The organism is Pseudoalteromonas sp. SR45-1 (assembly GCF_014163655.1).
GTDB lineage: Bacteria > Pseudomonadota > Gammaproteobacteria > Enterobacterales > Alteromonadaceae > Pseudoalteromonas > Pseudoalteromonas distincta.
This window is the reverse complement of sequence record NZ_JACJDR010000009.1, coordinates 147,527-173,607: the sequence shown is the minus strand read 5'-3', so window position 1 is coordinate 173,607 and position 26,081 is coordinate 147,527. Positions and strand designations below refer to the sequence as shown.

Here is a 26,081-nt window from a genome sequence, read left to right as displayed (position 1 = left end):
TAACTATTTAATAGCTATTTACTGCTTATCTTGCGCGCGTTTGGCTTTAAAGTCAGACTCGCTCGTCCACTTTGGCCAATCGCCATTATTTGCAAGCTGTGTGGCTATATCAACAATAAGATCTATATCTTGCTTAACACCACCTAACGACCAACCAGCTGAGTAGTCGTCTGCTTCTTTATGGTATTTATGCGCAATGTAATCAGGATCGGTATCACCCAGACTCATAAATAATAAACTAGGCACGCCTTGCTTAGAAAGCGAGAAATGATCTGATCTAAAAAACAAACCATTTTGCGGGCGAGGATCCATTTTAACAACACGGCCTTGTGATTTTGCAGCCTTTGCTAAATAGTTTTCCATTGTCGATAAATCTTTACCGTATTGTAAAATGTAGTCAGTGCCATCAAGCACGTTCATGCCATCAATATTTAATAGACCGACCATTTGTTTTGTAGGTACAACCGCACCCGATGCAAACTCTTCAGAACCAATTAACCCCGTTTCTTCTGCTGTAAAGTTAGCAAAAATAATTGAGCGTTTAAATGGTTTTTGCTTGTTCATTTTGCTCATTATACGTGCTATTTCAAGCGTGGCTGCAGTGCCGGAAGCGTTATCTACCGCGCCGTTATAAATCTTAGGGCCGGTATCAGTTTGTTTAGTACCAAAGTGGTCCCAGTGAGCGCTAATAACAACGTATTCGTCAGGTGATTCGCTACCTGTAATTTGTGCAACTACGTTATGCGATTTTGCATGTGATACTTCGTTTTTAAAGGCAAGGTTTGCTTTTAAGTTAAGTGGCGTCGCTTTAAAGTCATCATTTAATGCTGCTTGTTTTAAATCTTGGTAGTTAAGCTTTGCGGCGTTAAACATTTTCTCAGTCGCATCAAGTGTTAGCCAGCCCATAACCGGTAATTTAGACGCGTTTAAATTGTTATCCATTAACGTGTATTTAGTGCCGGTGTTTGAACTTTCAACTACGCCCCAAGGATATGCCGCAGGTGCTGTTTCATGAACAATAAATACAGCCTTTGCACCTTGGCGAGCGGCTTCTTCATATTTATAAGTCCAACGACCGTAGTAGGTCATTGCATTACCAGTAAAAAGGGCGTCGTTTTGAGTAGCAAAGCCTGGATCGTTAACTAGCACAACCACAGTTTTACCAGTTACATCGATATTTTTATAGTCATTCCAGTTATATTCTGGTGCATTAATACCATAGCCAACAAATACAACGTCAGAATTGCGTACATCAATTAATGGCTGAAGTTGCTCGGTACGTGCGGTAAAGTCTTTACCTGATTCAAAGCTTAAATCACCTACCTTTAACTGCATATCCTGATTAGCTGTCACCATTGCCATTTTTACAGGCTGTAAGTATTTACCTTTATAAGCACCGGTTAAACCCAGCGCTTTATATTGCTCGCTTAAGTAGCCTACGGTTTTTACTTCACCATGAGTAAGCGGGCCTCGGCCTTCAAAGTCATCAGAGGCTAGCGTTTTAATATGCTGTTTAATATTGCTAAGGCTTACACCTGCTGTATTTTCTAATGGAGTTTGTTCGCTTGCAGGCTCTGAGCAGCCAAAAAGTGCAACTAGCAAGCTTAGGCTAGCGCTTTTTAAAAGAGTAGATGCCATAGTCTTCATATTGTTATTTAATTAGGCTTTCAATATAAAGGAAGCACCGCAGCGATGTCGAATTTTTATAGAGAACTTTTCATTCAATTGCAGATTGATTTTATAAAGTGTATAAATAACGAACAACCTAAAGGAGCACATAATGGGCCAATGTAAAAAAGTGGGTATTTATTTATAGCTAATGGCATTGCATTTTTTGCTGCTGCAATATTAGCTGAGCAGGAGACATTTTTTGTGCTGTCTGCTTCTTTTATAATACTGGGCACTAAAAGCAAAAAACCAGCATTAGCTGGTTTTTTTGCATAGGTTGCAGTTAGCTTTATGCGTCTGCAAGTTTTACGCGGATCTTACTTTTATCAACAGTAGATTGGTTAAGTGCAGTAATTGCGCTTTTACTTTCTATGTCGTTTGGCATTTCTACAAAGGCAAAACCTTTAGATTGGCCAGTTTCTTTATCAAGTACCAAGTTACAAGTAGTCACTTTACCGTGCTCTGCAAATAAAGTACGAAGCTCATGCTCAGTGGTAGCACGAGACAAGTTACGAACTAATAGTTTCATAATGAACCTAAATAATTATGTCAGTATTAATTATCTCAAGTAACTCAGGTTTAACCTAATTTTATTTTAAAACAAATATAAATAAACATTCTATAGAAATATTTTTATGTATCACTTTGAAAATAATAGATTTTATAATTAAATTTAAAATATCAGTAAATTGGTAATATTAATTGGTAATTGAATTGTGGTTATTTGCACAATAAATTGGTAAATTCATATTTAATTAACTTACTATTAACCACAGAACTACTCATGTCTAAATATACCCTTAAACCCTGTAATACAGTTACAGCTATACTTCTATCTTGTTTAGTTACTGGTTGTGGCAGCTCAGGCTCTGATCCTACGGCGCAAAATAATGAAGCGATTTCTTCACAAACTCCAGCAACAATTGGTGGTAACACTCTAGGTGAAGTTATTAGCGATAGTAATGATGCAATAACAGGCTCGTTAACTATTACGGATCAACAATCAGGTGAAGGTGCTTTTGTAGCACAAGAAAATAGCGCTACAAGCTATGGTTTTTTTAGCTTAAATGCTGGTGGAGATTGGTCATACACACTTGACGATTTAAACGCTTCAATAACATCTTTAAGTGAAGGTGAAACACTACAAGATACAATAACAGTAAACTCTGTAGATGGTACCAGCGCACAAATTATCATAACAATTGTAGGTGCACCAATAGCTCAAGCTGATGGCTTTGAGAAAATATCACACGTTTTATTGCGATCAGATGGCGTTAATTCGGGGCTTGACGCATACACGCTTATTGAAAATGCCTTCGGCGAAGGGTCAATTGAATCTCCAGACTTATATGCTGGCAATCATCAAAGTGTTGTCCATATTCTTGAAGATACCGATACGATAATTGGTAACCATTTTGTCTTTTTAGCTCACCGAGATGATGACCAAGATAAAGACAAAGGCGTAAGTGATAGACAACGTAACGAAATAAAAACCTACGATAAATCACCACAAGAAACACTGGCGTTTGAGGGGGAGACATTTCAATATAGCTGGAAATTTAAAGTAAGCAGCGAGCTTGAGCTTACGAGTAAGTTTAGCCATTTTTTTCAAATAAAAGCTCGAAATGACAGCAACGATAATACTAATGGTAATGACGACCAGCCTATTATCACACTCTCAGGAGCACAAAAAAACAGTACAGGCAATCAACTGCAAGTGCGATATAGTGCAGGCTTTGATGAAAACGGTAACAGTACAGGGCTTGATAAAAACCTCATTGAAACCGACTGGTCACTCATTACAGATGAATGGGTCAAGGTATTTGTACAAGCTACATTTAGTGAAAACGGTAAGATTGATATGACGTTAACGCGCTTAAGCGATAATGCAGAGATATTTAATATAAGCGAGCAAAACATAGATATGTGGCGCGGCTTTAGTGATGCTGATTTTGCTCGTCCTAAGTGGGGAATTTACCGCTCGATTGTTGAAACCGACAGCCTTCGCGCTGATGAAGAACGTGTTAGGTTTGCTGATTTTTCTATTACAAAAGGTAAGATAGCGCAGTAAGCTATTTTATCAATTAGCATGAAAAAGCCGTTAATAATTATGCATCATTAACGGCTTTTTTAATTTTTTGATAAAAGTGATTATTTCACTTCTTTACCCGCTGCTTGTTGATCAGCATGGTAGCTTGAACGTACAAACGGGCCAGAAGCCGCGTGAGTAAAGCCAATTTCGTCTGCATACGCTTTTAAGCCGTCAAACTCTACTGGTGGCACGTAGCGCTTAACCGGTAAGTGATGCTTAGAAGGTTGTAGGTATTGGCCTACAGTTAGCATGTCAACGTTGTGAGCACGTAAATCGCGAAGTACTTCTTCAATTTCGCTAATTTCCTCACCTAAACCAACCATTAAGCCTGATTTAGTTTTTACTTCTGGGTGAGCTTCTTTAAAGCGACGAAGTAATTCTAAAGACCATTTATAGTCAGCACCTGGACGAGCTAGTTTGTATAAACGTGGCGCAGTTTCAAGATTGTGGTTAAACACATCTGGTGGCGTCTCGATTAGTATCTCTAGTGCGCGGTCCATTCGGCCACGAAAATCAGGTACTAAAATTTCGATAGTAATAGTTGGATTATGTTTACGAATCTCGCGAATACAATCGGCAAAATGCTGTGCACCACCATCACGTAAATCATCACGGTCAACTGAAGTGATTACAACGTAGCTTAGCTTCATATCTTTAATAGTAAGTGCTAGCTTTTCAGGTTCAGTGGCATCAGGTTTTAATGGGCGACCGTGAGCAACATCACAAAATGGGCAACGACGAGTACAAATAGCACCTAAAATCATAAAGGTAGCTGTACCGTGGTTAAAACATTCAGATAGGTTAGGGCACGAAGCTTCTTCACATACCGAGTGTAAGCCATGCTTACGTAGCGCTTTTTTAATACCGTCAATACGATCGGTTGATTTAGGTAAGCGAATTTTTAACCATTCTGGCTTACGCAACATTTCAGTTTTTTCTGTAGGTAAAACTTTTACTGGGATCAACGCCATTTTTTCTGCGTCGCGTAGTTTTACACCTGGTTCCATTTTGACTGGTTTATTCATTCGTTTTCAAACCCTTCAGTATGCTTAACCTGTGTTGCATTAAGCTTCTTGATCATATGTTTCACCAATCCTTCACCCGCACTTTCTAGGTTTTGAGGACCATCTAATTCTTTAGTTTGCACCATATTCATGCCCGCATAACCACATGGGTTAATGCGTAAAAATGGACTTAGGTCCATGTTAACATTTAATGCTAAGCCATGAAACGAGCAACCACGACGAACCCTTAAACCAAGGGATGCAATTTTACTGTCATTAACGTATACACCTGGTGCATCAGCTTTAGCATAAGCTTCAATACCATACTCGGCGAGTGATTCAATAATGCACTCTTCAAGCCAAGTAACCAGTTCACGTACACCAATCTTTAAACGACGTAGATTAAATAATACATACATCATTTGCTGGCCTGGGCCGTGGTAAGTTACTTGCCCGCCACGGTCAACTTTAATCACCTCAATGTCGCCAGGAGCTAGTAAGTGTTCGTCCTTACCAGCCTGACCTTGGGTGAATACACTCTCGTGCTCTACAAGCCAAATTTCATCTGGCGTATTTTCATCACGGGTGTCGGTAAAGTCCTGCATTTTTTGCCAAATTGGCATATAACGCTGACGACCCAGTTGGCGTACGATCAAAGTGTTTTCGTTCACAACAAATCTCAACTATGGATTAAAGCATGTGGCGTACGTCATCAATATTGCTGATCACGTTGTAAATTTCTTCAATGTGTTTGCCACTAGTAACTGTTGCTACAAGGCTTACTGACTCGTAATTACCTTTGCTGCTTGGTTTTACTTTAGGGGCGTAATCGCCAGGTGCTATTGGTTGTAACTTAGCTAAAATTTGATCAGTTAAGTTTACGTTAGCTAAACCCATTATTCTGAATGTAAATGGGCAAGGGTACTCTAGGTACTCATCAAATTTAGTATCTTTAACAGGTTGAACCACGACGGTGACTCCTCATACAAAAGTGTGGACTCTATGCAAGCTTGAAGCTTAATACAGATAGGCAATTAGCAGTCTTGCTTATATGGGGCGCATTCTAACATTTTTCAAGCAAAAAAAAACGCCTCACAGTGGAGACGTTTAAATTAGTTACCTAGTTAATAGGGGAGATATAAATTACTGCATGATCTGTAAGCGTAAGTAATCATAAATTTTGCTAAAGAAGCTGCCTTCTTCCACTTCTTCAAGTGTAACTAGTGGGTATTGAGCAATATCTTCGCCCTCTAGTTGTAAGAATAACGTACCTACTTTAGTACCTTTAGCAAGTGGTGCTTCAAGCGTATTATCTAGCTCAAAGTTAGCTTTAAGGTTTTTATGCTGACCACGTGGGATAGTAATTGGTGTATCTTCTAAAATACCTAAAGATACGTTCTCTTTGTTACCCATCCAAATACGTTGTTCTGCAAAGCTATCGCCTGCTTTGTACGGAGTAATTGTTTCATAAAAACGAAAACCATAGTTAAGTAGCTTTTTACTTTCTACTTTACGAGCTCGCTCGCTTGAGGTACCCATAACAACAGCAATTAAACGCATATCGTTTTTAGTAGCGGAGGTAACTAGGCTGTAACCAGCTTCTGATGTATGCCCTGTTTTAATGCCGTCAACATCTAAGCTTTCATCCCATAATAATGAGTTACGGTTATATTGCTTAATGCCGTTATAAGTAAATGACTTTTGCTTATAAAGTGCATATTCATCTGGCACATCACGAATAAGAGCAGCACCAAGTGTCGCCATATCGCGTGGAGTTGTGAAGTGCTCGTCAGTATCAAGGCCGTGGCTGTTGATAAAGTGACTGTTGCTCATACCTAATTTAGCAGCATGGGCATTCATTAAATCAGCAAATGCGCTTTCGCTTCCAGCAATATGCTCAGCCATTGCTACACATGCATCATTACCTGATTGAATAATAATACCGTGGTTAAGCTCATCAACACTAATTTGTTTACCTACTTCAATAAACATCTTTGAAGATTCTGGAAAGTTTTTAGCCCATGCTTTTTCGCTTACCGTTACCATATCGGTAGTGGCAATATTACCTGCTTTAATTTCAGTACCAATTACATAACTGGTCATCATTTTAGTTAAACTTGCAGGCGCTAGCTGTGTATCGGCTTCACCTTCAGCAATAACTTTACCAGTTGTAAAGTCGACTAAAAAATAACCTTTCGCATTAACTTGAGGTGGTGCCGGAATAATTTGGGCGCTGGCTGAGAATACGGCGGCTGTACAAACTAGGCCGCATACACCTTTGAGGATTTTATGTTTAATAGATTTCATCATACTCATTAATGGTTAAAGTTAAAGATTCGCGTTACGCCATTCTATACCCAAACTACCCCGAGATGCGAGCGTCGTTGGAGTTAAAAACGATTTAGGCAAGGCATTGATTGCAAATAATAGTTACTCTATTGTTCAAATCAATAACGCAGTATAAATCGTTTTTAAACCAACCCTTAGGGCGTTTCACTGGAGCTTACTCTCTGTGTTGTTACTTTTTAAAAAGGATTACCATTTCTACAAAGTAACGCCTAGATATTAAGCCCCAGTGCAACGCTGAATTCTGCATCTTGGGATAGTTTGGGTATTAGTCTTACTGAGTGTAAAGCAAGAACGCGTTTTGAAATTGATTTTCTTTTAATTTTTTTAATACTTCGTTTGCATGAGGGGTATCTTTTATTGGCCCTAAATGCAGTCTGTAAATATCGTCTTTTTGCACAATATTTGTTGGTAATTTGTATTGCTCTCGCAATGTGCTGGCAAGTGCTTCAATATTAGCAAGTGTACTACCTGCAGCTACCTGAATATAGGTTTGACGCGCAGTTGCGCCCGCAAGCGTAACTGCCTCTAGCTTAACCTTTGCTGTACCATGGGTGTAGTAGCCAAGCTTATAAGCGGCTGCGTACGAAAGATCAATTATTCTATCGTCATGAAATGGGCCACGGTCGTTCACGCGTACGATTACCGACTTACCATTTGCTGTATTGGTTACTTTAACAAAGCTAGGTAGTGGCAGCGTTTTATGCGCTGCGGTCATGGCAAACATATCATACGTTTCACCATTTGAAGTGTGGTAACCATGAAATTTACGACCATACCAAGAGGCAATGCCTTCCTCACTATAACCCGTCTCATTAAGCATGGGCGAATAGCTTTTACCAAGCACTGTGTATGGGCGGCTAGCGCTAGCACTTTTAGTGGTTTCGGTAACTATAGCGTCTTGCATCTCAAGTGTAGTTGGAGCTCTTAATGGCGCTGCATCATGACGCATACTATAACGGCTACTTGGCCCACTACTACAAGCACTTAAAAGTAAAATTAATAATGTAGTAAATATAAACTGATTCGTGTGTCGCATTATTTTAAAAGCATCCTTTTATCTGTCGCGATTGACATAATAATGCCAAATCCTGCCATTAACGTCACCATCGATGTACCACCATAACTAATCAGTGGTAAAGGTACGCCTACAACAGGTAATAAACCCGATACCATGCCTATGTTTACGAATACATATACAAAAAAGGTGAGGGTGAGTGCGCCTGCGAGCAATTTACCAAATGCATCTTGTGCATTAACAGCAATGTATAAACCACGACCAATAATAAATAAGTACAGGCTAAGTAAAACACATACGCCGAATAAGCCAAATTCTTCGCTTAAAACCGAAAATATAAAGTCGGTGTGGCGCTCTGGCAAAAACTCTAATTGCGATTGTGTACCAAGCAACCAGCCTTTACCTTCTATGCCGCCTGATCCAATAGCAATTTTCGATTGAATAATATGATAACCCGAACCAAGCGGATCGCTCTCAGGATCTAAAAAGGTGAGTACACGTTGTTTTTGATAATCGTGCATACCGTAGTGCCAAAATGGCCATGCAGCAAGCGCTACAATCGAGCTTAAAAAGCCTATTAAACGCCAACTCAAACCAGACAAAAATAATACAAATATACCTGAGCTTGCAATAAGTATAGCGGTACCTAAATCGGGTTGTTCTTTAATTAATAATGTAGGGAGCATTACAATCATAAAACCAATAATTAAGTGTAGCGGGCGAGGTGGTAAGTGGTTTCTACCTATATACCAAGCTACCATCATCGGGACTGCCAACTTCATTAATTCTGCAGGTTGAAACCGTGTCACCCCTAAATTGAGCCAACGCTGCGCGCCTTTTGAGCTTACTCCAAATAAAAGTACACCGACTAGCATTAATAACCCAACACAATAAAGTGGGATCACTAACCGCTTTAACGTGGCAGGCGAAAACTGGGCTAAAACAATCATAGCAACAATCGCACCGCCCATGCGGGTCATATGCCTAATCATCATAGAAGACTCTTGCCCGCTTGCGCTGTAAACAACCATTATGCTGCCAGCCATCATTATAAGTAGTGCAATAAGCAGCGGTAGGTCGAGGTGCATACGCATCCAAATAGAGCGTTTATCGTGCAAAGCGGTCATGGTGTCTCGTTCCTTGCAAGATTAACAGGGTTGGCTGCAAAGTAGTAATCCATAAGTTGGCGAGCTATTTGAATGCCGCCGTGGTTGTTTTCTAATACAACAGAAACCACAATTTTAGGATCGCTATAAGGTGCAAAGCCTACATAAATTGTATTATCGCGTTGGCGTTCTTTAAGAGATTCTGCATCGTAACGCTCACCTTGGGCAATACTAACTACTTGCGCGGTACCGGTTTTACCAGCCGAGTCGTAGTTAGTCCCTTTAAATGCTTTGTGGGCTGTGCCTGATATTTTTTGTACTGTATTATGCATTGCATCTAACGATACCTGCCAATGGCGCGGATCTTTTAAAATAACAGGAGGTTTTTCTTCGTTGTTAATTTGCGTTATGTCGCTATCTTTTTTTATTACTTGCACCAAATGAGGGGGATGATTAATACCACGATTAACTAATATGTTAGTTGCATTTGCAATTTGAATTGGTGTGGCAGTCCAGTAACCTTGGCCAATGCCTACCGAAATTGTGTCACCAGGCCACCAAGACTCTTTAAAGCGTCCTTCTTTCCATTCTTTTGAAGGTAGAATAGCAGTAGTTTCTTCGTGAATATCAATACCTGACAAATCACCGTAGCCAAAACGGGCCATAAAATCGCTTATTTTAGTAATGCCTAATCGATAAGCCGCATCGTAAAAATAGGTATCACACGACTCTTCAATGGCTTTGTATACATCTACATGACCATGGCCCCAACGTTTCCAGTCACGCCATTTATGCTCTACGTTTCGTATTTCAAAAAAGCCTGGATCCCACATTGATGTTGTTTCATTTACTATATTTTCTTCAAGCGCTAATACAGCCATTAAGGGCTTTACCGTAGAGGCCGGCGCATAACGACCTTGCGTAGTACGGTTTATTAATGGCCGGTCTTGGTTAAGCAGCGCTTTATAATTTTTGCTGCTAATGCCGTGTACAAATAAGTTTGGATCGTAACTTGGGTTTGAATAAAGTGCCAGCACGCCGCCATCTTTGGCGTCCATAACTACAACAGCGCCACGCATATCTTTAAGCGCATGTTGTGCTATTTGTTGCAAGCCCACGTCTAAAGTAAGTACTAGGTCGCTACCAGGTTGCGGTTGGGTCATGCTCAGGGTGCGTATTACACGGCCACGGTTATTAACTTCTACCCGTTGTGAGCCTACTTTACCGTGCAGTGTTTCTTCGTAATATTTTTCTATGCCGAGTTTGCCAATGTCGTGCGTAGCGCGGTAATTGGTTGCACGGTCTTCTTGTTCTAATTGGTTTAGCTCTTTTCTATTAAGCTTGGCAACGTAACCGAGCGCATGCGTTAGTGTGTCGCCAAATGGGTAGTAGCGTGCAAGGCGTGCCTCAATGCTAAAACCAGGGAATTTATGTTGATTAACCGAAAATTTCGCCACTTCTGTTTCGTCTAAGCGAGCTTTTAATACTTGTGATTTAAAACGACGGGTGTGTTTTATATCTTTTAAAAAGTCTTGTTTGTCTTGCTCTGTAATCGCAATTATTTTACTTATTTGATCAAGCGATTCGTCAAGGTCGTCTACCTCTTCGGGGATGACCTCAAGGTTGTAAACAGGTTTGTTTTCAGCAAGTAGCACACCGTTACGGTCGTAAATTAAACCACGGTTGGGTGCAATAGGAATAACTTTAATACGATTATCGTTGGAGCGGGTTTGGTAGTCTTGGTGATCTTCGACCTGAATAGTATAAAGATTAGAAAGCAATACTGCGACTAATCCTAATACAAAAACAAAACCCACGAATGCTCGCCTAGCAAATAAGTTTGCTTCTGCGGAGTGGTCACGAATAGTGGGTCTATGTTTTAGCATGGCAAGGGGTTACTCGCGATGATAAGGATGGTTGTTATTTAAGCTCCAGCCTCGGTAAAGGCTCTCTGCAACAATTATACGCACCAAAGGATGCGGCAATGTTAAATTAGATAACGACCATTTTTGCTCAGACGCTGCAATACACTCTGGAGCAAGTCCTTCAGGTCCGCCAATAAGTAAACTTACATCGCGGCCATCGAGTTGCCATTTTTCCATATTTTTAGCAAGTTGGTGAGTATCGAGTGCTTTCCCTGTTACCTCTAACGTTACAATACGATTGCCTTTTGGAATAGCCGCTAATGTTTTTTCACCTTCAATGTGTAAAATACGCTTTATATCTGCATTTTTACCACGTTTACCGGCTGGAATTTCGATTAACTCTAGCGCCATATCCTTAGGGAAACGGCGCTGATATTCTGCAAATCCCGTTTCTACCCATGCTGGCATTTTAGTACCAACAGCAATCATTTGTATTTTCACGTATTACTTCCAAGCATTGTCTAAAATGAGTGAGCGTTTAGCCCCACAGTTTTTCTAGATCGTAATAGCTACGTGCTTCGTTTTGCATCACGTGTACAACCACATCACCTAAATCAACCAGTGCCCATTCGCCGTCGCCTTCACCTTCATAACCTAGTGGCTCTGAATCTGCATGACGCGCTTCTTTTGCTAAGTGATCGGCAATTGACTGTACGTGGCGTTTAGAAGTACCAGAACAAATTACCATGTAATCTGTAATATCTGATGTTTCAGTTACGTCAATATGAACGATGTCACGCGCTTTCATATCGTCAATTTTGTCCATAGCAAAGGCGAGTAGTTGTTTTGAATCCAAGGTTTTGTCTCAATTTAAAAATTTAATGGCGCGCATTTTAACACGCTAGGAGTTTTTAAGCATCAATTTGATAGAGCTGATGCACTTCTATGTAATGACTCACTGCATCGGGCAATAGTTCATTCTTTTTATTACTTTTTTTTAGCTGCTTGCGAATTGTACTTGAGGCCGCATCGAGCATTTCGCCCGGTAAAAAATAAAGTTTACCTGCAAGTGAGTGTTTAAGTGCCGCTACTTCGCCAGCATTTGCGTGTTGCATATAGCTTTTGAGCTCACCTTTTACAGTGCAATGTTGAGCTGGGCGCTGGTACACCACAATATGGCAAAGCTGTGTTATTGCCTTCCACTCAAACCACTTATCGAGATTGTTAAACGAGTCCATACCAATTAAAAATAAAATAGGTGTAGTGGGGTGCTCTTTACGAAGTTCTTGCAAACTAAGTAGCGAATACGATGGACCAGCTCGGTTAAGCTCTCTTAAATCGAGTTCAAAATGAGGATAAGGTGCAATAGCTGCGTTTAGCATATTAATACGGTGCTGCGTACTAATTCCCGGAGCTGCTTTATGTGCAGGGAGTGCACAGGGCATAAAATAAAGCGTATCTAAATTAAACGCATTAACGCATTGCTGCGCCATATTTAGATGGCCTAAATGGACGGGGTCGAAAGTGCCACCAAAAATTGCGATCATTTAACACCCATTATTTATTAATTAACCGCGTGGCACGGCATAGGAATGTTGAGCGGCTGGCAAAATTTAATACAAATATGAGCAAGCGCTTGGTAAGGTGCAATTAAATTACCTTGCTTGTAACTGGCATCAAACAACGCAACATCACTGTTTATTTGTTCCAGTGTGTGCATATTTAAACGGTTAATTGCGTTTTGAACTGGACCTTGTTGGTTTTTCCAAATTGCTTTTTGTTTAAATAAATTTGCTATGGGTTCGCCATTTAATAAACCAAGTTGCACACTTATAAGTGTATTAAGCTCTTTGGTTATAGCCCACAAAATACTCACCACTTCGGTGTTATCGCTGGCAAGTTTGTTTAGTACTTTTATAGCTTGTTTAGCGTGGCCATTTAATAGTGCATCGCTTAAATCAAAAATATCAAACTTGGCTTGATTTAACAGCCCTTGCATAACTAGTTGCTGAGTAATTAATGCATTGCCGTGTAGTAGCGAGAGCTTTTCAAGCTCCTGAAAACAGGCTAATAAGTTGCCTTCAGTGGCATTTATTAAGCTTACTTTGGCGTCGCTTTGCATATTAAGTGATAAACGTTGGCATTGCTCATCAAGCCATCGTTTTACATGAGAGCCCGTAAGTGGGTAGCAAGGTACGAACACGCCTAGTTTATCAAGGGCTTTAAACCACGCACCACGTTGTACTTCTTGACTGGCTTTAGCGCCTTTAATAATTAAAATAGTATCGGGATTAACCAGCTCAACTACTTTTTTAAAGGTATTGCTGCCAATAACGCCTGGCTTTTGTTGGTTTAAATCAAGCTCAATAATAGTGCGGGCGCTAAACAGCGACATGCTCTGATACTGGGCTATGATTTCTTGCCAATCGAATCCTTGCATTAAAGTAAACTTAATTACTTCATCAAAACCTTGTTGCTTAGCACAGTCGCGAATTTGTTGTACGCACTGCGCTTCTTGAAAAGGCTCTTCACCAAATACTAAATAAAAGGGCTTTAGCCCTTTATTTAATTCACTCGGTAGTTGATTAGCGTAGCAGCGCATTATAGTTGCGACAGCTCTCTAACAATACGACGACTGGCTTGCTCACGAATCTCGCTAATGAGTAGCTCAAGCTCTTTTGCTTTTGCTAATGCATGATCCGGATCGTCTTGGTAATTACGGTAAAGCTCAAAACGTTTTTCTATCGCTTTTTCGCCTGGGAGTTTAACTACATACGACACGCCATAAGCAAGTTCGTATTCAGCAACCTGACCATTTTGAAACAGCGAAAGAGTTTGGCGTTCAATACTTTCTTTGCGTAAATACAATTGGGCTTTATCTTTAGCTGACGATACTAGCTCTACGTTACTCGCTTTAAGCTCTTTTTTAAGCTCAGTAAATAAAGTCGATTTTTCATCATCGCCTACAAGTGTTAGCTGTTTTAAGTTATCAGGCAAGCTAGAGGCTTTTTTTAAATGAAAGCCACAGCTTGATAACAAAAAACAGACTAGCACTAAGGCTAGTCCATTTTTAATGGCGTTAAATGCAGCCATATTAGTTAGCTACCACGTTAAGTAGTTTACCTGGAACGTAAATGATTTTACGAATAGTTGCGCCATCCGTAAATTTAGTTACGTTAGATTCTGCAAACGCAAGGGCTTCTACTTGCTCTTGAGTGGCATCAGCTGCCACTGTTAACTTAGCGCGAAGCTTGCCGTTTACTTGTACGATGATTAGTTTTTCATCTTCAACAAGAGCCGACTCGTCAACTTTTGGCCACTGCGCATCTAAAATCTCGCCTTCTTTACCAAGCTCTTTCCAAAGCTCATGTGATAAATGCGGAGTAATAGGTGCAAGCATAATAACTAATGCTTCAAGTGCTTCGTTAGCAATCGCTACATCTTGTTTGTCGCTCAGTGGTGCTTTTAATAACTTATTAGAAAGCTCCATAATGGCTGCAATAGCGGTGTTAAAGGTTTGACGACGTTCAACATCATCAGTCACTTTAGCAATTGCTTTGTGTAAGTCGCGACGTAATACTTTTTGCGGGTTAGTGAGCGCTGATTTATCAAGTGCTTGGTAACCTACTGTTTTAACGTCTACTGCGTATTTCCATACACGTTTTAAGAAACGATGCGCGCCTTCAACACCTGAGTCTGACCATTCAAGCGTTTGCTCTGGTGGTGCTGTAAACATCATAAATAAACGTACTGTATCTGCACCGTATTGGGCAATTACTTGTTGTGGGTCTATACCGTTGTTTTTAGACTTCGACATTTTACTCATGCCTGATGAGAATACCGGCTCACCGTCTTCTTTATGCCATGCTTTAGTTACGCGGCCTTTGTCGTCGGTTTCGGTATTTACATCGCTTGGCGAAATCCATACATCGCCGCCTTTTTCATCTTTACGATAAAATGTTTCAGCAAGCACCATACCTTGACAAAGTAAGCGGTCGAACGGCTCGTCTGAATTTACTAAACCAAAGTCACGTAATAATTTATGGAAAAATCGCGAGTACAATAAGTGTAAAATAGCGTGCTCAATACCACCAATGTATTGGTTTACTGGTAACCAATAGTTAGCAGCCGCTGGATCTAGCATGCCTTCGTCGTAGCGTGGGCTACAGTAGCGTGCGTAGTACCAAGATGATTCCATAAAGGTGTCAAACGTGTCAGTTTCGTGAAACGCAGGTGCGCCATTTACTGTTGTTTTAGCCCATTCAGGGTCTGCTTTAAGAGGTGACGTTACACCATTCATTACCACATCTTCTGGTAAGCGAACTGGTAGCATATCTTCTGTTGCTGCAAGTTCTTTGCCTTCTTCGTCGCTAAGCATTGGGATTGGAGAGCCCCAATAACGCTGACGGCTCACACCCCAGTCACGTAGACGGAAGTTTACTTTACGCTCCCCAACACCGAGTGCTTCAAGCTTGTCGGCAATGGCTTTAAACGCGGCGTCAAAATCAAGACCATCAAATTCACCTGAATTTACAAGTACGCCTTTATCGGTAAATGCTTCTTGCTCAAGGTTTACTTCAAGACCTGAGCCTTCAACCGGTGCAATTACTTGTTTAATATCTAGGCCGTAAGCCGTTGCAAATTCAAAATCGCGTTGGTCGTGTGCAGGTACCGCCATAACAGCGCCTGAGCCGTAATGCATTAATACAAAGTTAGCGACCCAAATTGGTACTTGCTCGCCCGTTAATGGGTGAGTTGCGTAAAAGCCTGTTGCTATGCCTTTTTTCTCCATTGTTGCCATGTCTGCTTCGGCAATTTTGGTGTTTTTGCATTCTTCAACAAACATTGCAACAGCATCGCTATTTTTAGCGGCTTCTTGTGCAATAGGGTGACCACCAGCAACAGCAACATACGTAACACCCATAAAGGTGTCTGGACGAGTTGTGTATACACTAAAAGTTTCGTCGTTATCGGTGCGTTTAAATTCAATATCACACCCTTCAGAGCGGCCAATCCAGTTACGCTGCATTGTTTTAACTTGCTCTGGCCAATCTTCCAACTTGTCTAAATCGTCAAGTAGTTCTTGTGCGTAGTCGGTAATTTTAATAAACCACTGTGGAATTTCTTTTTGCTCAACCACAGCGCCTGAACGCCAACCGCGACCGTCAATAACTTGCTCGTTAGCTAATACTGTTTGATCCACTGGATCCCAGTTAACCGTCGACATTTTTTTATACACTAAGCCTTTTTCGTAAAGCTTAGTGAAAAACCACTGCTCCCACTTGTAGTATTCTGGATGACACGTCGCTATTTCGCGATCCCAGTCATAACCAAAACCTAATTGCTTAAGCTGTGTACGCATGTAGTCAATATTTTCGTATGTCCACTTAGCAGGTGCTGTTTTGTTTTTAATAGCAGCGTTTTCTGCAGGTAAACCAAACGCATCCCAACCCATAGGTTGCATTACGTTTTTGCCTTGCAGGCGCTGGAAACGAGAAACAACATCACCAATGGTGTAGTTACGTACATGACCCATATGCAGTCGACCACTCGGATAAGGAAACATAGAAAGGCAATAATACTTTTCTTTGCTCTCATCTTCAGTGACTTTAAATACCTGGTTTTCTTCCCAGTAGCTTTGTACTTTTGACTCTATATCTTGCGGGTTATATTGCTCTTGCATCTATGGTTCCAGACTTCTTGCAAACTAATAAAAAATTGCCATTAGGATACCCCAAATAAAGTGCTATTCACAGCGTCAAAAACGCGGTTTTGATAAATTCTAACCTTCAGTTCAGGTTAACCTATACTTATCTAAGTTATAGGGTGATTTAACAGCAATTTTGAAGGAGTAAAAAATGGCAGATTATAAAGCATGGCTTGGCGATTTAACCAAATGGCTAAAAGATGTAAAAGATCATGAAGTAAAAGACGCAGTTACTCGATTTGTTGAATCTGAGCAGGCACTTAAAGATTTAGGGCAAGAAAGATACGCTTTATATAAAAGTTATTTACAGCGCGATATAGAACATGTCCAAGAAAACGAATCGCACTATAATTCGCTTGCATGGCAAGAGCTTAAAGAGTCCTTATGGTTTGAGCTTTCGCACATAGAAGATAAAACTCAGCTTGAGTGGCAATCTCTTAGTCAAGATTTTAAGCACAATGGTGTGTATCACGCAGGCGAATGGATAGCCATGGGCACATTAGTATGTAAGAATTGCACCCATAGTTACGATGTTTATCACGCGACACAAATTACACCGTGTATTGAATGTGATGGAATCTATTTTAGTCGTAAGGCGCTGCACCCTTAAATATAATTATTAAGTGGCTGCGGGCCACTTAATACGCCCAAAGGCCAGCGAATATGTTGGTAAAAAAAGAAGTTAGAATGACGAAAAAATTGCTGCCACTATCTGTTTCAAAGCTCGCACCGAGTATTTCTACTAATCACGTACATACGTGTATGAGCAATCCATACCCCGAGCAACTAACATTTATAGGCCAACAACGCGCCCAAAGTGCCTTAGATTTCTCTTTAGGGATGGAACTACCTGGTTACAACGTTTATGTAATGGGCGAGGCTGCCCATGGGCGCTTTACGCTTGTTAAAGATAAACTTAAGCAACACGCAAAAGACCGCCCAACACCAAACGAATGGTTATACGTAAATAATTACGATGATCACAGAGAGCCTATCGCGCTGTTTATGCATGCAGGTCAAAGCAAGCAACTTAGTGACGACATAGATTCATTTTTAGATGAAGTACTCGACACATTTCCTGCTGCATTTGATAACCCAGGATACCAACGCAAAAAAAAATCAATCGACCGTGAATTTAACGATGCCTACGACAGCGCTATTACTGCAGTAGAAATTGCGGCATTTGAGCAAAGTGTTGCATTAGTCGAAGAAAAAAATTCAGTTGGGTTTGCACCGCTTGTAGATGGTAAACAATTAAGCGATAGCGAATTTGGCGAACTTGAAGAAACGTTACGCGAAGAGTTTTTTGAAAAAATTGAAAAGCTAGAAGATGCATTAATAGAAGCGTTAATTGAGCTGCCACGCTGGAAGCGCGAATCAAAAGAAAAACAGCGTAATCTTAAAAAGTCGACTGCAGAGCAGGCCACCAAACCGCTTTTAAAAGACTTAGAACATAAATATGCAACTCATATTGGTGTACTGCGTTATTTAAAAGATATACGCGTTGAAATTATAGACGCGGTACTTGAGTGGCTCGATGACGAAGACGAAAGCGAAGAAAGCAAAGAAGACTTTGATCGTAAAGGCATGCTTACCGACTTTTTTGCACCTAATATTTTAGTTGAGTTTAAAGAAGACGATGCAGCACCCGTGGTGTACGAGCCCAATCCAACATTTGGTAATATATTTGGTAAAATTGAGTATTCCACATCGCAAGGGTCTTTAATTACCAGTTATCGCTCTATTCAGCCGGGAGCATTGCACCGTGCTAATGGCGGTTATTTAATTATGGATGCTGAAAAGGTAATGGCTAACCCTCAAGTGTGGGATGGTTTAAAACTTTCGCTTAAAACGCATCAAATTAAAAACGACTTACCGTATCAAGATAGCTCAGTAGGTAGCAGTTTTACACTGCGCCCGCAGCTTATACCGCTTGATGTAAAAATTATTTTATTAGGCTCGCGCGAACTGTATTACACCATAGGTGAATACGATGAAGAGTTTGCAGAGTTATTTAGAGTATTAGCTGACTTTGATTACTACTTACCAAGTAGCGATAAATTACAGTACCAATTTATAACTAAAGTTACCGAGTACTGCGAGCAAACATTAAAGTGCACTACCACACAAGCAGCTATGGTGCGTTTACTTAAGTTTAGCTACCGCCAAGCAGAGCATCACAATAAGCTTTCTGCGCGCTTTGCTGATGTACTTGAATTAGTTGCAGAGGCAAGTTACTACGCAAAACAAGATAAATTAACTGTTGTAGATGCGCATCATATTGATGAAGCCATTGAAGGTAAGCAATACCGTACCGGCCAAATTAGTGAAAATATGCTAAGCGATATAAAAGAAGGTCACACACTTATTGCAACCGACGGCCAAGCCATTGGTAAAGTAAATGGTTTAACCGTATTACACATTGGCGATACCTCATTTGGTACCCCTGCGCGTATCACGGCAACGGTTTATGCTGGCGCCGATGGCGTAATAGATGTTGAACGTGAAGCCGAGCTTGGTAAAGCAATTCACTCAAAAGGGGTAATGCTACTTACCGGTTATTTAGGTAATAAATACGCGCAGCACTTTAGCTTAACGCTTAGCGCTAATATCGCTATTGAGCAAAGCTACGGTTATATAGATGGCGATAGTGCATCTTTGGCAGAGTTGTGTGCGCTTATTTCGTCTATTACCAGCCTACCTATTAGCCAATCAATTGCACTGACAGGCTCTATTAACCAACATGGTGATGTACAGGCTATTGGTGGCGTAAACGAAAAAATAGAAGGCTTTTTCAAACTGTGTAAAATGCGTGGCTTAACAGGTTCGCAAGGCGTTATCATTCCTAAATCAAACCAAGTTAACTTAGTGCTTGATGATGAAATACTTAATGCAGTTGAGGCGGGTAAATTTAATATTTACGCAGTTGAAACCGTAGACCAAGCGCTTAACCTGTTAATGGATATAGAAGCTGGCGATATTATTGATGACCAGTATCCAGAAAACTCAGTAAACGGAATTGCGCTTGCTCGCCTTAAAGAAATTGCCGACATAGTTAATGGCGATAACGATGACGAAAAAGACGAAGAACTAGATAACGAAAAAGGTTAATAATGATCAATATAATTTTGGCGGTGGTTATCGCCATTTTTTGTTTTTTAATATTTCAAAATAGTAAAAAAGCAAAACAACAAGCAGGCATAAATGCACAAATAGGGGCAGATTACTTAGCCGCTAACGCAAAAGTAGAAGGTGTAGTAGAAACAACTTCTGGCTTGCAGTACAAAATACTGCATAAAGGTGAGAGTGAAAACACACCAAGCCCAACAAGTATGGTTAACGTGCATTACCACGGCACACTAATCGACGGCACGGTGTTTGACAGCTCAGTAGAGCGTAAAACATCGATTAGCTTTGGCTTGCACCAAGTGATTAAAGGTTGGACTGAGGGCTTACAACTGATGAGCCCAGGCGATAAATACATTTTTTATGTACCGCACCAATTAGCATACGGCGAAAAACGTGTAGGGAGTATTCCTCCTGCCTCAGTACTTATTTTTGAAGTAGAGCTACTGGCAATTGAGTCTTAGTGATTAAATAACAAGGAAGTAAATTATGAATAAAGATGAATTACTTAAAATAGCCAAAGGTGATATTAACTTTACCTTTCAATCTATTATTTATGCATTAGCGCTATGCTTACTAGTTGCAGCTGTTTTTTTACTAGAGATGAGCGTTAACCTACAAATGGGGTTAATAGTTTGTATTATCGGTGTGTTTGGAATGACTATTTATAATAATTTAAATACTCGTCTAAATGCGGCGCTTGCACTTATTGCGCTCTCACAAGATAATCAAAGCACTAAGTAAGTAACGAGTTAGTTTGATAAATTGGTATAAGCCTTACTTTAATAAAGTGGGGCTTTTTGCTTTTAGCTAACAATAAAATTTACTCAAGGGTTTTAATACGAGGTCGATACCTATAATAGTTACAAAGCTATTTTAGGGATAAAATAATGAAGATTTCAGCGGCTTCCATTCCATACCAAGTACACAGCTCAAATACTCAACCTTTAGCGCAATCAGATAAACTACCTGTTGAAAAAGCGAGTGAAGAAAAGAGCGAGGAAGAGAATGAGGAAGAGCCAAAATATGTGTTATCAAAGTTTTTAGATACCAAAGCCGAAGAGTATAGTGAAGATAATGCAACGTTTGGCAGTCAGTATAAAAACCTAGAAAAAGTATACAAGCACTTCGCTGGGCGAGTTATTGCGCTGCAAGAGCAAATTAATAAACTTAAACAAAGCCCCGTACAACGTAGTATAACTATAAACACTTCTGTAAGTGAGCCGAATAAAAGTGATGCGAGTTTAACTTTAGATGCTGAGCACCTAGGTGTAAAACAATATAAAAACACGCAACAGCAAGAACAAATAGATATGTTAGAGCTGCAATTAGGGGAGTTAAAATCAGAGCAAGCGGCAATAAAGCAACAAATGGTTGAACTGGTTATTAATGAACTAAAGAGGCGGGGCGACGACTATACTATTTAGCGCGACCAACATGCTGTTGGGTTAGCTTTTAAACTCAATTTTACCCACTTCAAGTTTAAACTTACCTTCTTGCTTGCCTGCAATCATAAAGCCTAGCTGTTTTATATCATCAAAATCAATAATAGGTTGTTGCTCAAGCACGCGACCGCGATACGTTAAAGTAAAATCACTCGGAGCAAAGTTTATATCTACCCATTCATTTTTTACTGTTTTAAATGAGTGAGTGTACGCTGCGCCATCAAGGTAATTGGTAGTTCTGAGCCTAAGCTGATAGATTTGTCCATCACCTTTAACACGCAGCGCTATAGCTTTAGTATTTTGGCTTTGTGTACTTAGCTCTGTACGTATTGATGCAAAACCGCCGTTATTATCAAGCGAAACATTGCCTGTAAAAAGCAAACTTTCTTGAGTTTGTGTTACTTGGCTATTAGATACACCGCCCATTACTGAGTCGTTAACAACGTACCAGCGCTGGTTTGCATTAGCTTGTGCACTTACAACTAATAAATTAAATACAAAAAGTGAGGATAGTTGTTTGGTGATCATGGCTTACTCCTAATTACTTTAAGCTTATCAATACGGATAAACATATTATTTGTTCACTTATTTAAAGTTAATTATTTTTACGGCTCCATTTTTTCATGATTTTTTCAAACATAATTTCTTTATCAGTTTTATCCTCAGGACAGGGTTTACCGCTACCTTGAGGCATGCCATTACTACCAAATACGGTTGAAGTATCAATTAAATAGCATTTACCGTTAAATTTTTCTAATCGTCGTGTGCCTGTTGTATTTTGGCTAATAACTTCTGAATTATCAGATTTTACTGGCGTTTTAATTGTGGGCTTATTGTTTATCTCTTCATTTTCAGAGCTTTTATCTTCACCAAAGGAGACCATTTTTTTATGAGTCATATTATTTACAGGAGAGCCAAATAGCGGCGCGTATGGATTTAGCTTTTTAAATGTTTGAGAAGCTTTTGTTGTAGGCTCTGAAGGCGCTGCTACCAGGGGTTCAACAGGTTTTACAGGGGCTTTTTTAAGCTCTGTTTGTGCCTTTGGTAACGTGATGGTTTTGGCTTGCGTTTTTTTAGTTACCCTTACTTTGGCTTTTGTAGAATCTTTTTTTATAGGTGTAGTGTTAGAGGTTGCTGAATTTGGTGCATCAGTTTTAGTGTTTACAGGTTTTATATCAGGCGCATTGGTTGTTGTAACAACTGAGCTTAGCTTAGGTAGGCTTGCTAAATTAACCGTAACATAGGCCTGTATTATTGCGTTTTTTTCCTCCTTTGGCGGCGCAACTTTAATAGATTGCGAAAACAAAAAGTACAACACAATAGCGTGTATACACAACGAGATAACCCACGGCCATGCATTCCCTTTATTCACATCAAACCCTCAACTTAATAGTGCTGTTAAGAGTCAATAAAATACATTTAGTTCACCTAAAGTTAATGTGTTTTACTTTGTGGCTTTATTGCAGATACAACAAAACTATTTTGCAGTTTTTGTTGTTTTTGCATGTGCTTGGTTACGTTATTATGAGCGCAATCAAACTTAGGAGGCATTATGACATTACTTTTTGAACCAATAGAACTTGCAGGTAAAACATTAAAAAACCGTATTGTTATGCCCCCAATGACTCGCTCGCGTTCAACTCAGCCTGGCGATATAGCTAACGACTTAATGGCAACATATTACGCACAGCGCGCAAGTGCCGGACTAATTGTAAGCGAAGGCACACAAATTAGTGAGCTTGGTAAAGGTTACGCTTGGACTCCGGGTATTTATTCAAATGAGCAAGTTGCAGGCTGGAGTAAAGTAACAAGCGCAGTACATAGCGCTGGTGGAGTGATGTTTGCTCAGCTTTGGCATGTTGGCCGTGTTACCCACAGTGACAACACTGGTGGCGTGCAGCCTATTTCAGCATCGGCCATTGCTGCAAAAGACGTAAAAGTATTTGTAGATACAAACGGCGCACCGGGGTTTGTAGACACCCAACTCCCACGCGAAATGAGCAAACAAGATATTACGCATGTCATAGGCGAATTTCGCCAAGCAGCTAAAAATGCAGTTAATGCAGGGTTTGATGGCATAGAGCTTCATGCTGCAAATGGTTACCTTATTAATCAATTTTTAGACTCAGAGTCAAATGCTCGCACCGATGAATATGGCGGCAGTGTGCAAAACCGCATACGCTTTTTAATTGAAGTGGTACATGCTGTTAGCGACGAAATTGGTAGCAGTAAAGTAGGCGTAAGACTTGCCCCGTTAACAACTCTTAATGGCACAGTAGACGAAAACCCTGAAGAAACTTACTTAGCGGTTTCTGAGGCATTAAATAAAGCCGGTGTAGGTTACATGCATATAGCCGAAGCCGATTGGGATGACGCACCTTTAATGAGTGTCGAATTTAAAAAATCGATTCGCAAAACCTACAGTGGAGTATTAATTTACGCAGGCAAGTACACCAAAGAGCGCGCAGACAAAGCACTTAGCGAAGGCTGGGCCGACATGATTGGCTTTGGTCGCCCGTTTGTATCAAACCCAGACTTACCAGCACGCTTAAAGCAAGGCAAGCCACTTAACAGCCACAACCCCGACACTTTGTTTGGTGGCGCAGAACAAGGCTACACCGATTATCCAACGGTATAATTGCTAGTAAGTAATTAACATTGAGTAAAAACATGAAGGGCTGCATCTTATGTAGCCCTTTTTTGTGCACTGATTCTATTAGCTTTATCTTGAGCAAAAAATAAAAAACGCGTAAGTTAACCGGGTTACCTATTTTAATAACAAGAAAATAAATGAAAGCCACAGAAATAGAACAATTAGAATTATCAAATTCTGAAACCCGAGAAGTTATTACACCCTACGCTTTTAAAATTGACAGCGCTTTACTGGGCTTGCCTTTAGCTATACCTATTCAGCGTGCACTAGCGATTATTATTGATGTTGCACTGATATTTTTAGCGGCCAAGCTTAGCGCTGCTTTAATAGCGTTTGTTGCTGCAATGGCTTTTTATAAAGGTACGGCACAGCAATACCTTCCAAAAATGTCGAATGTGTGGCGAAGAATCTTAAAAATAACGGCAGCAAGTATTTTATTTGTAAGCGCACTTACTGTGCTTTCAATTGGCATTGATTACCTAGAAGACGATAACACTGATCAAGGTTTAGCTGTTCAGGGCGTAAAAATACAAGATGAAATACAGCTTACCGCCACAGAAAAACAACGGGTAAATACTTATTTAGCGCAAACAGCTGATGAAAGCTGTGAGCAACCTTGCCAACAAAACGCGTTTGATAATTTAATTGGGCAAGTTCCCAAATTAGCAGAAATGGACGACCTACAAAGCCCACAACTTGCTACCGTACTTTTACAACTATTAGTACTCAGTGAAAATAAAGAAATAAAGCCTGCACAGTTAATAGAAGAAAAACCTGCACAAACAACCACAAACAGTATTTTGCAGTGGAGCAAGGGTATTATTCAAGACTTAGGCTTAGGTTTTGGCTGGGCTGCTGTTTACTTTACGTTGTTCTCGTTACTTTGGCGCGGCCAAACACCGGGTAAAAAGGTATGTAATATTCGTGTGGTTGCCTTAAGCGGTGAGCCATTAGGTTTATTAGATTGTTTTGGTCGCTACGGCGGCTACGGCGCAGGCTTTGCCACAGGCTTGTTTGGGTTTTTACAGATATATTGGGATCCAAACAGACAAGCCATTCAAGATAAAATATCAGCGACTGTGGTTATTAAAGGCAACTTGAATCAAGTTGTAAATGTTGAAACGGTAGAAGAGACTGTAAAAAGTTAAGTTTGCTCTTATTAATTACAAGGATGGTTATGAAAGCTTTATTAATGGCGTTTAGTTATCTGTATTTTATTACTGCTTCGTATGCGTCAGAAAATATTGTGTTAGCAAAAAAACATCAGCTTAAGTCTATTATTTTAGGTGAGCAGCGCAGTTATAGTGTTTATTTACCGCCAAGCTACAAGCAAAACCTCGAACTAGTATATCCTGTTATTTACTTGCTTGATGGCGACCCAACCCATTTAAAAGCCTTAGCGGGGCTTGTTGAAGCACTCAGTACTGAGCGGCTAGAAAAACAAATTCAACAAGCAATTATTGTCGCTGTTCCTAATAGTAAAAATGCGATAAGAGAGCGCGACTTTACCCCTACCAATGTCGATTGGACTTTTAACGGCAAGCTACTCGAAAAATTTGAAAACATTGGCAATGCTGCAAACTACACCGCTTTTTTTGAAAAAGAACTCATTCCACTGATTAATAAAAATTACCGCACATCAACTAAACGTGTATTAATTGGCGAGTCTTTTGGTGGCTTGTTTGCCAGCTATGTATTGCTTACCAACCATGCGCTATTTACAGATTACTTAATTATTTATGCAACCTACCTGTGGGATAATAACTTCCTAAACCGTTATTTTGATGAGAAGCAACTAATAAATAAGCTGCTTAAAGGCAATGTGTATTTTACCTTTGCAAATAACGGCGAAGCGTTTGGCGAAATTGGTAAAACAAATTACCGATGGGGTTTAGCATTTGTTGAAAAGTTAAAAGCACACTCAAGCGATAATCTAATTATAAATCAACGTTACTTTAAAGATGAAACTCATGGCACGGTGGCAGCGCTTAGTTGGTATTATGGGTTGAGAAGTTTATTCAAATAATGAGTATTTTCATTTTTCGATGTAT

26 protein-coding genes are annotated in these 26,081 nt (G+C 40.1%); 9 read left to right on the top strand and 17 right to left on the bottom strand.

What is annotated here, in order from left to right; translation table 11 throughout:
- Positions 1–18 precede the first annotated feature (18 nt).
- Both H5089_RS11345 and H5089_RS11340 read right to left on the bottom strand, forming a co-directional pair.
- Complete coding sequence (locus H5089_RS11345; protein ID WP_182712228.1) at positions 19–1,638, bottom strand: M28 family metallopeptidase; 1,620 nt, start codon at positions 1,636–1,638, stop codon at positions 19–21.
- Between the two features lie 319 nt (positions 1,639–1,957).
- The gene (locus H5089_RS11340) at positions 1,958–2,197 is read right to left on the bottom strand and encodes an RNA-binding protein (RefSeq protein WP_002958513.1); all 240 of its coding nucleotides are present in this window, start codon (positions 2,195–2,197) and stop codon (positions 1,958–1,960) included.
- Between the two features lie 255 nt (positions 2,198–2,452).
- Here H5089_RS11340 and H5089_RS11335 point away from each other — a divergent pair, with 255 nt between their 5' ends.
- The gene (locus H5089_RS11335; protein WP_182693374.1) at positions 2,453–3,739 is read left to right on the top strand and encodes a VCBS domain-containing protein; all 1,287 of its coding nucleotides are present in this window, start codon (positions 2,453–2,455) and stop codon (positions 3,737–3,739) included.
- 80 nt (positions 3,740–3,819) lie between these two features.
- Here the strand turns inward: H5089_RS11335 and lipA are convergent, their stop codons facing one another.
- The 13 genes from lipA to leuS all read right to left on the bottom strand — a co-directional run bounded on the left by lipA (position 3,820) and on the right by leuS (position 16,782).
- Positions 3,820–4,785: a lipoyl synthase gene (lipA, locus tag H5089_RS11330; RefSeq protein ID WP_002958515.1), complete on the bottom strand. Its 966-nt coding sequence runs from the start codon at positions 4,783–4,785 to the stop codon at positions 3,820–3,822.
- A complete protein-coding gene (lipB, locus tag H5089_RS11325) occupies positions 4,782–5,435 on the bottom strand; it encodes a lipoyl(octanoyl) transferase LipB (RefSeq protein WP_010554695.1) in 654 nt (217 codons plus the stop codon). The genes lipA and lipB overlap by 4 nt, the downstream gene beginning before the upstream one ends.
- 19 nt (positions 5,436–5,454) lie before the next feature.
- Complete coding sequence (gene ybeD / locus H5089_RS11320; RefSeq protein WP_002958517.1) at positions 5,455–5,733, bottom strand: DUF493 family protein YbeD; 279 nt, start codon at positions 5,731–5,733, stop codon at positions 5,455–5,457.
- A 174-nt stretch (positions 5,734–5,907) separates the two neighbouring features.
- Positions 5,908–7,071, bottom strand: a complete 1,164-nt coding sequence (locus H5089_RS11315) for a serine hydrolase (RefSeq protein WP_002958518.1) — start codon at positions 7,069–7,071, stop codon at positions 5,908–5,910.
- Between the two features lie 313 nt (positions 7,072–7,384).
- A complete protein-coding gene (locus H5089_RS11310; protein WP_182712227.1) occupies positions 7,385–8,149 on the bottom strand; it encodes a septal ring lytic transglycosylase RlpA family protein in 765 nt (254 codons plus the stop codon).
- Positions 8,149–9,255, bottom strand: a complete 1,107-nt coding sequence (gene rodA, locus H5089_RS11305; protein WP_002958520.1) for a rod shape-determining protein RodA — start codon at positions 9,253–9,255, stop codon at positions 8,149–8,151. Before rodA ends, H5089_RS11310 begins: the two co-directional genes overlap by 1 nt.
- The gene (mrdA, locus tag H5089_RS11300; protein WP_154903378.1) at positions 9,252–11,120 is read right to left on the bottom strand and encodes a penicillin-binding protein 2; all 1,869 of its coding nucleotides are present in this window, start codon (positions 11,118–11,120) and stop codon (positions 9,252–9,254) included. The genes rodA and mrdA overlap by 4 nt, the downstream gene beginning before the upstream one ends.
- A 9-nt stretch (positions 11,121–11,129) precedes the next feature.
- A complete protein-coding gene (gene rlmH / locus H5089_RS11295) occupies positions 11,130–11,600 on the bottom strand; it encodes a 23S rRNA (pseudouridine(1915)-N(3))-methyltransferase RlmH (protein WP_002958522.1) in 471 nt (156 codons plus the stop codon).
- 37 nt (positions 11,601–11,637) lie between these two features.
- On the bottom strand, positions 11,638–11,955 hold the full coding sequence (gene rsfS, locus H5089_RS11290) for a ribosome silencing factor (RefSeq protein WP_002958523.1): 318 nt from the start codon (positions 11,953–11,955) through the stop codon (positions 11,638–11,640).
- 55 nt (positions 11,956–12,010) lie between these two features.
- A complete protein-coding gene (gene nadD / locus H5089_RS11285) occupies positions 12,011–12,646 on the bottom strand; it encodes a nicotinate-nucleotide adenylyltransferase (protein ID WP_024594705.1) in 636 nt (211 codons plus the stop codon).
- Between the two features lie 17 nt (positions 12,647–12,663).
- Positions 12,664–13,701 carry a DNA polymerase III subunit delta gene (gene holA, locus H5089_RS11280; RefSeq protein WP_182712226.1) on the bottom strand — a complete coding sequence of 346 codons (1,038 nt, stop codon included), beginning with the start codon at positions 13,699–13,701 and terminating at the stop codon, positions 12,664–12,666.
- Positions 13,701–14,192: an LPS assembly lipoprotein LptE gene (gene lptE / locus H5089_RS11275; RefSeq protein WP_024594704.1), complete on the bottom strand. Its 492-nt coding sequence runs from the start codon at positions 14,190–14,192 to the stop codon at positions 13,701–13,703. The genes holA and lptE overlap by 1 nt, the downstream gene beginning before the upstream one ends.
- 1 nt (position 14,193) lies before the next feature.
- Positions 14,194–16,782, bottom strand: coding sequence for a leucine--tRNA ligase (leuS, locus tag H5089_RS11270; protein WP_024594703.1), 2,589 nt, complete (start codon positions 16,780–16,782; stop codon positions 14,194–14,196).
- Positions 16,783–16,957: 175 nt separating this feature from the next.
- Between leuS and H5089_RS11265 the strand changes: the two genes are divergently transcribed.
- The 5 genes from H5089_RS11265 (at position 16,958) to H5089_RS11245 (ending at position 21,359) form a co-directional block, all read left to right on the top strand.
- Positions 16,958–17,416, top strand: coding sequence for a zinc ribbon-containing protein (locus H5089_RS11265; RefSeq protein ID WP_002958528.1), 459 nt, complete (start codon positions 16,958–16,960; stop codon positions 17,414–17,416).
- A 77-nt stretch (positions 17,417–17,493) separates the two neighbouring features.
- Positions 17,494–19,917 carry a Lon protease family protein gene (locus H5089_RS11260; RefSeq protein WP_024594702.1) on the top strand — a complete coding sequence of 808 codons (2,424 nt, stop codon included), beginning with the start codon at positions 17,494–17,496 and terminating at the stop codon, positions 19,915–19,917.
- 2 nt (positions 19,918–19,919) lie between these two features.
- The gene (locus H5089_RS11255) at positions 19,920–20,396 is read left to right on the top strand and encodes an FKBP-type peptidyl-prolyl cis-trans isomerase (RefSeq protein WP_182712225.1); all 477 of its coding nucleotides are present in this window, start codon (positions 19,920–19,922) and stop codon (positions 20,394–20,396) included.
- 25 nt (positions 20,397–20,421) lie between these two features.
- A complete protein-coding gene (locus H5089_RS11250; protein WP_002958531.1) occupies positions 20,422–20,676 on the top strand; it encodes a hypothetical protein in 255 nt (84 codons plus the stop codon).
- Positions 20,677–20,822: 146 nt separating this feature from the next.
- A complete protein-coding gene (locus tag H5089_RS11245) occupies positions 20,823–21,359 on the top strand; it encodes a hypothetical protein (RefSeq protein WP_182712224.1) in 537 nt (178 codons plus the stop codon).
- A gap of 21 nt (positions 21,360–21,380) precedes the next feature.
- On the opposite strand, the gene H5089_RS11240 is transcribed toward H5089_RS11245, so the two are convergent.
- Complete coding sequence (locus H5089_RS11240; RefSeq protein WP_182694060.1) at positions 21,381–21,905, bottom strand: CIA30 family protein; 525 nt, start codon at positions 21,903–21,905, stop codon at positions 21,381–21,383.
- A 67-nt stretch (positions 21,906–21,972) separates the two neighbouring features.
- Entirely contained in the window at positions 21,973–22,749 is a 777-nt protein-coding gene (locus tag H5089_RS11235) for a hypothetical protein (RefSeq protein ID WP_182712223.1), read from the bottom strand.
- Between the two features lie 180 nt (positions 22,750–22,929).
- Here H5089_RS11235 and H5089_RS11230 point away from each other — a divergent pair, with 180 nt between their 5' ends.
- The 3 genes from H5089_RS11230 to H5089_RS11220 all read left to right on the top strand — a co-directional run bounded on the left by H5089_RS11230 (position 22,930) and on the right by H5089_RS11220 (position 26,056).
- Positions 22,930–24,015 (top strand): alkene reductase, encoded by a 1,086-nt coding sequence (locus tag H5089_RS11230; RefSeq protein ID WP_182695321.1) that lies wholly within the window; start codon positions 22,930–22,932, stop codon positions 24,013–24,015.
- 152 nt (positions 24,016–24,167) lie between these two features.
- Positions 24,168–25,178, top strand: a complete 1,011-nt coding sequence (locus H5089_RS11225) for an RDD family protein (RefSeq protein ID WP_182712222.1) — start codon at positions 24,168–24,170, stop codon at positions 25,176–25,178.
- A 29-nt stretch (positions 25,179–25,207) separates the two neighbouring features.
- Complete coding sequence (locus H5089_RS11220; protein WP_182712221.1) at positions 25,208–26,056, top strand: alpha/beta hydrolase; 849 nt, start codon at positions 25,208–25,210, stop codon at positions 26,054–26,056.
- Positions 26,057–26,081 lie beyond the last annotated feature (25 nt).

Coding starts and splice junctions, on each gene's coding strand:
- rodA (WP_002958520.1), bottom strand. CDS start 9,255: ATGACCGCTTTGCACGATAAACGCTCTATTTGGATGCGTATGCACCTC.
- H5089_RS11260 (WP_024594702.1), top strand. CDS start 17,494: ATGACGAAAAAATTGCTGCCACTATCTGTTTCAAAGCTCGCACCGAGT.
- H5089_RS11220 (WP_182712221.1), top strand. CDS start 25,208: ATGAAAGCTTTATTAATGGCGTTTAGTTATCTGTATTTTATTACTGCT.
- H5089_RS11255 (WP_182712225.1), top strand. CDS start 19,920: ATGATCAATATAATTTTGGCGGTGGTTATCGCCATTTTTTGTTTTTTA.
- mrdA (WP_154903378.1), bottom strand. CDS start 11,120: ATGCTAAAACATAGACCCACTATTCGTGACCACTCCGCAGAAGCAAAC.
- leuS (WP_024594703.1), bottom strand. CDS start 16,782: ATGCAAGAGCAATATAACCCGCAAGATATAGAGTCAAAAGTACAAAGC.
- holA (WP_182712226.1), bottom strand. CDS start 13,701: ATGCGCTGCTACGCTAATCAACTACCGAGTGAATTAAATAAAGGGCTA.
- H5089_RS11315 (WP_002958518.1), bottom strand. CDS start 7,071: ATGAAATCTATTAAACATAAAATCCTCAAAGGTGTATGCGGCCTAGTT.
- nadD (WP_024594705.1), bottom strand. CDS start 12,646: ATGATCGCAATTTTTGGTGGCACTTTCGACCCCGTCCATTTAGGCCAT.
- H5089_RS11230 (WP_182695321.1), top strand. CDS start 22,930: ATGACATTACTTTTTGAACCAATAGAACTTGCAGGTAAAACATTAAAA.
- H5089_RS11245 (WP_182712224.1), top strand. CDS start 20,823: ATGAAGATTTCAGCGGCTTCCATTCCATACCAAGTACACAGCTCAAAT.
- H5089_RS11340 (WP_002958513.1), bottom strand. CDS start 2,197: ATGAAACTATTAGTTCGTAACTTGTCTCGTGCTACCACTGAGCATGAG.
- lipA (WP_002958515.1), bottom strand. CDS start 4,785: ATGAATAAACCAGTCAAAATGGAACCAGGTGTAAAACTACGCGACGCA.
- H5089_RS11335 (WP_182693374.1), top strand. CDS start 2,453: ATGTCTAAATATACCCTTAAACCCTGTAATACAGTTACAGCTATACTT.
- H5089_RS11250 (WP_002958531.1), top strand. CDS start 20,422: ATGAATAAAGATGAATTACTTAAAATAGCCAAAGGTGATATTAACTTT.
- H5089_RS11345 (WP_182712228.1), bottom strand. CDS start 1,638: ATGGCATCTACTCTTTTAAAAAGCGCTAGCCTAAGCTTGCTAGTTGCA.
- H5089_RS11225 (WP_182712222.1), top strand. CDS start 24,168: ATGAAAGCCACAGAAATAGAACAATTAGAATTATCAAATTCTGAAACC.
- H5089_RS11310 (WP_182712227.1), bottom strand. CDS start 8,149: ATGCGACACACGAATCAGTTTATATTTACTACATTATTAATTTTACTT.
- H5089_RS11240 (WP_182694060.1), bottom strand. CDS start 21,905: ATGATCACCAAACAACTATCCTCACTTTTTGTATTTAATTTATTAGTT.
- lptE (WP_024594704.1), bottom strand. CDS start 14,192: ATGGCTGCATTTAACGCCATTAAAAATGGACTAGCCTTAGTGCTAGTC.
- H5089_RS11265 (WP_002958528.1), top strand. CDS start 16,958: ATGGCAGATTATAAAGCATGGCTTGGCGATTTAACCAAATGGCTAAAA.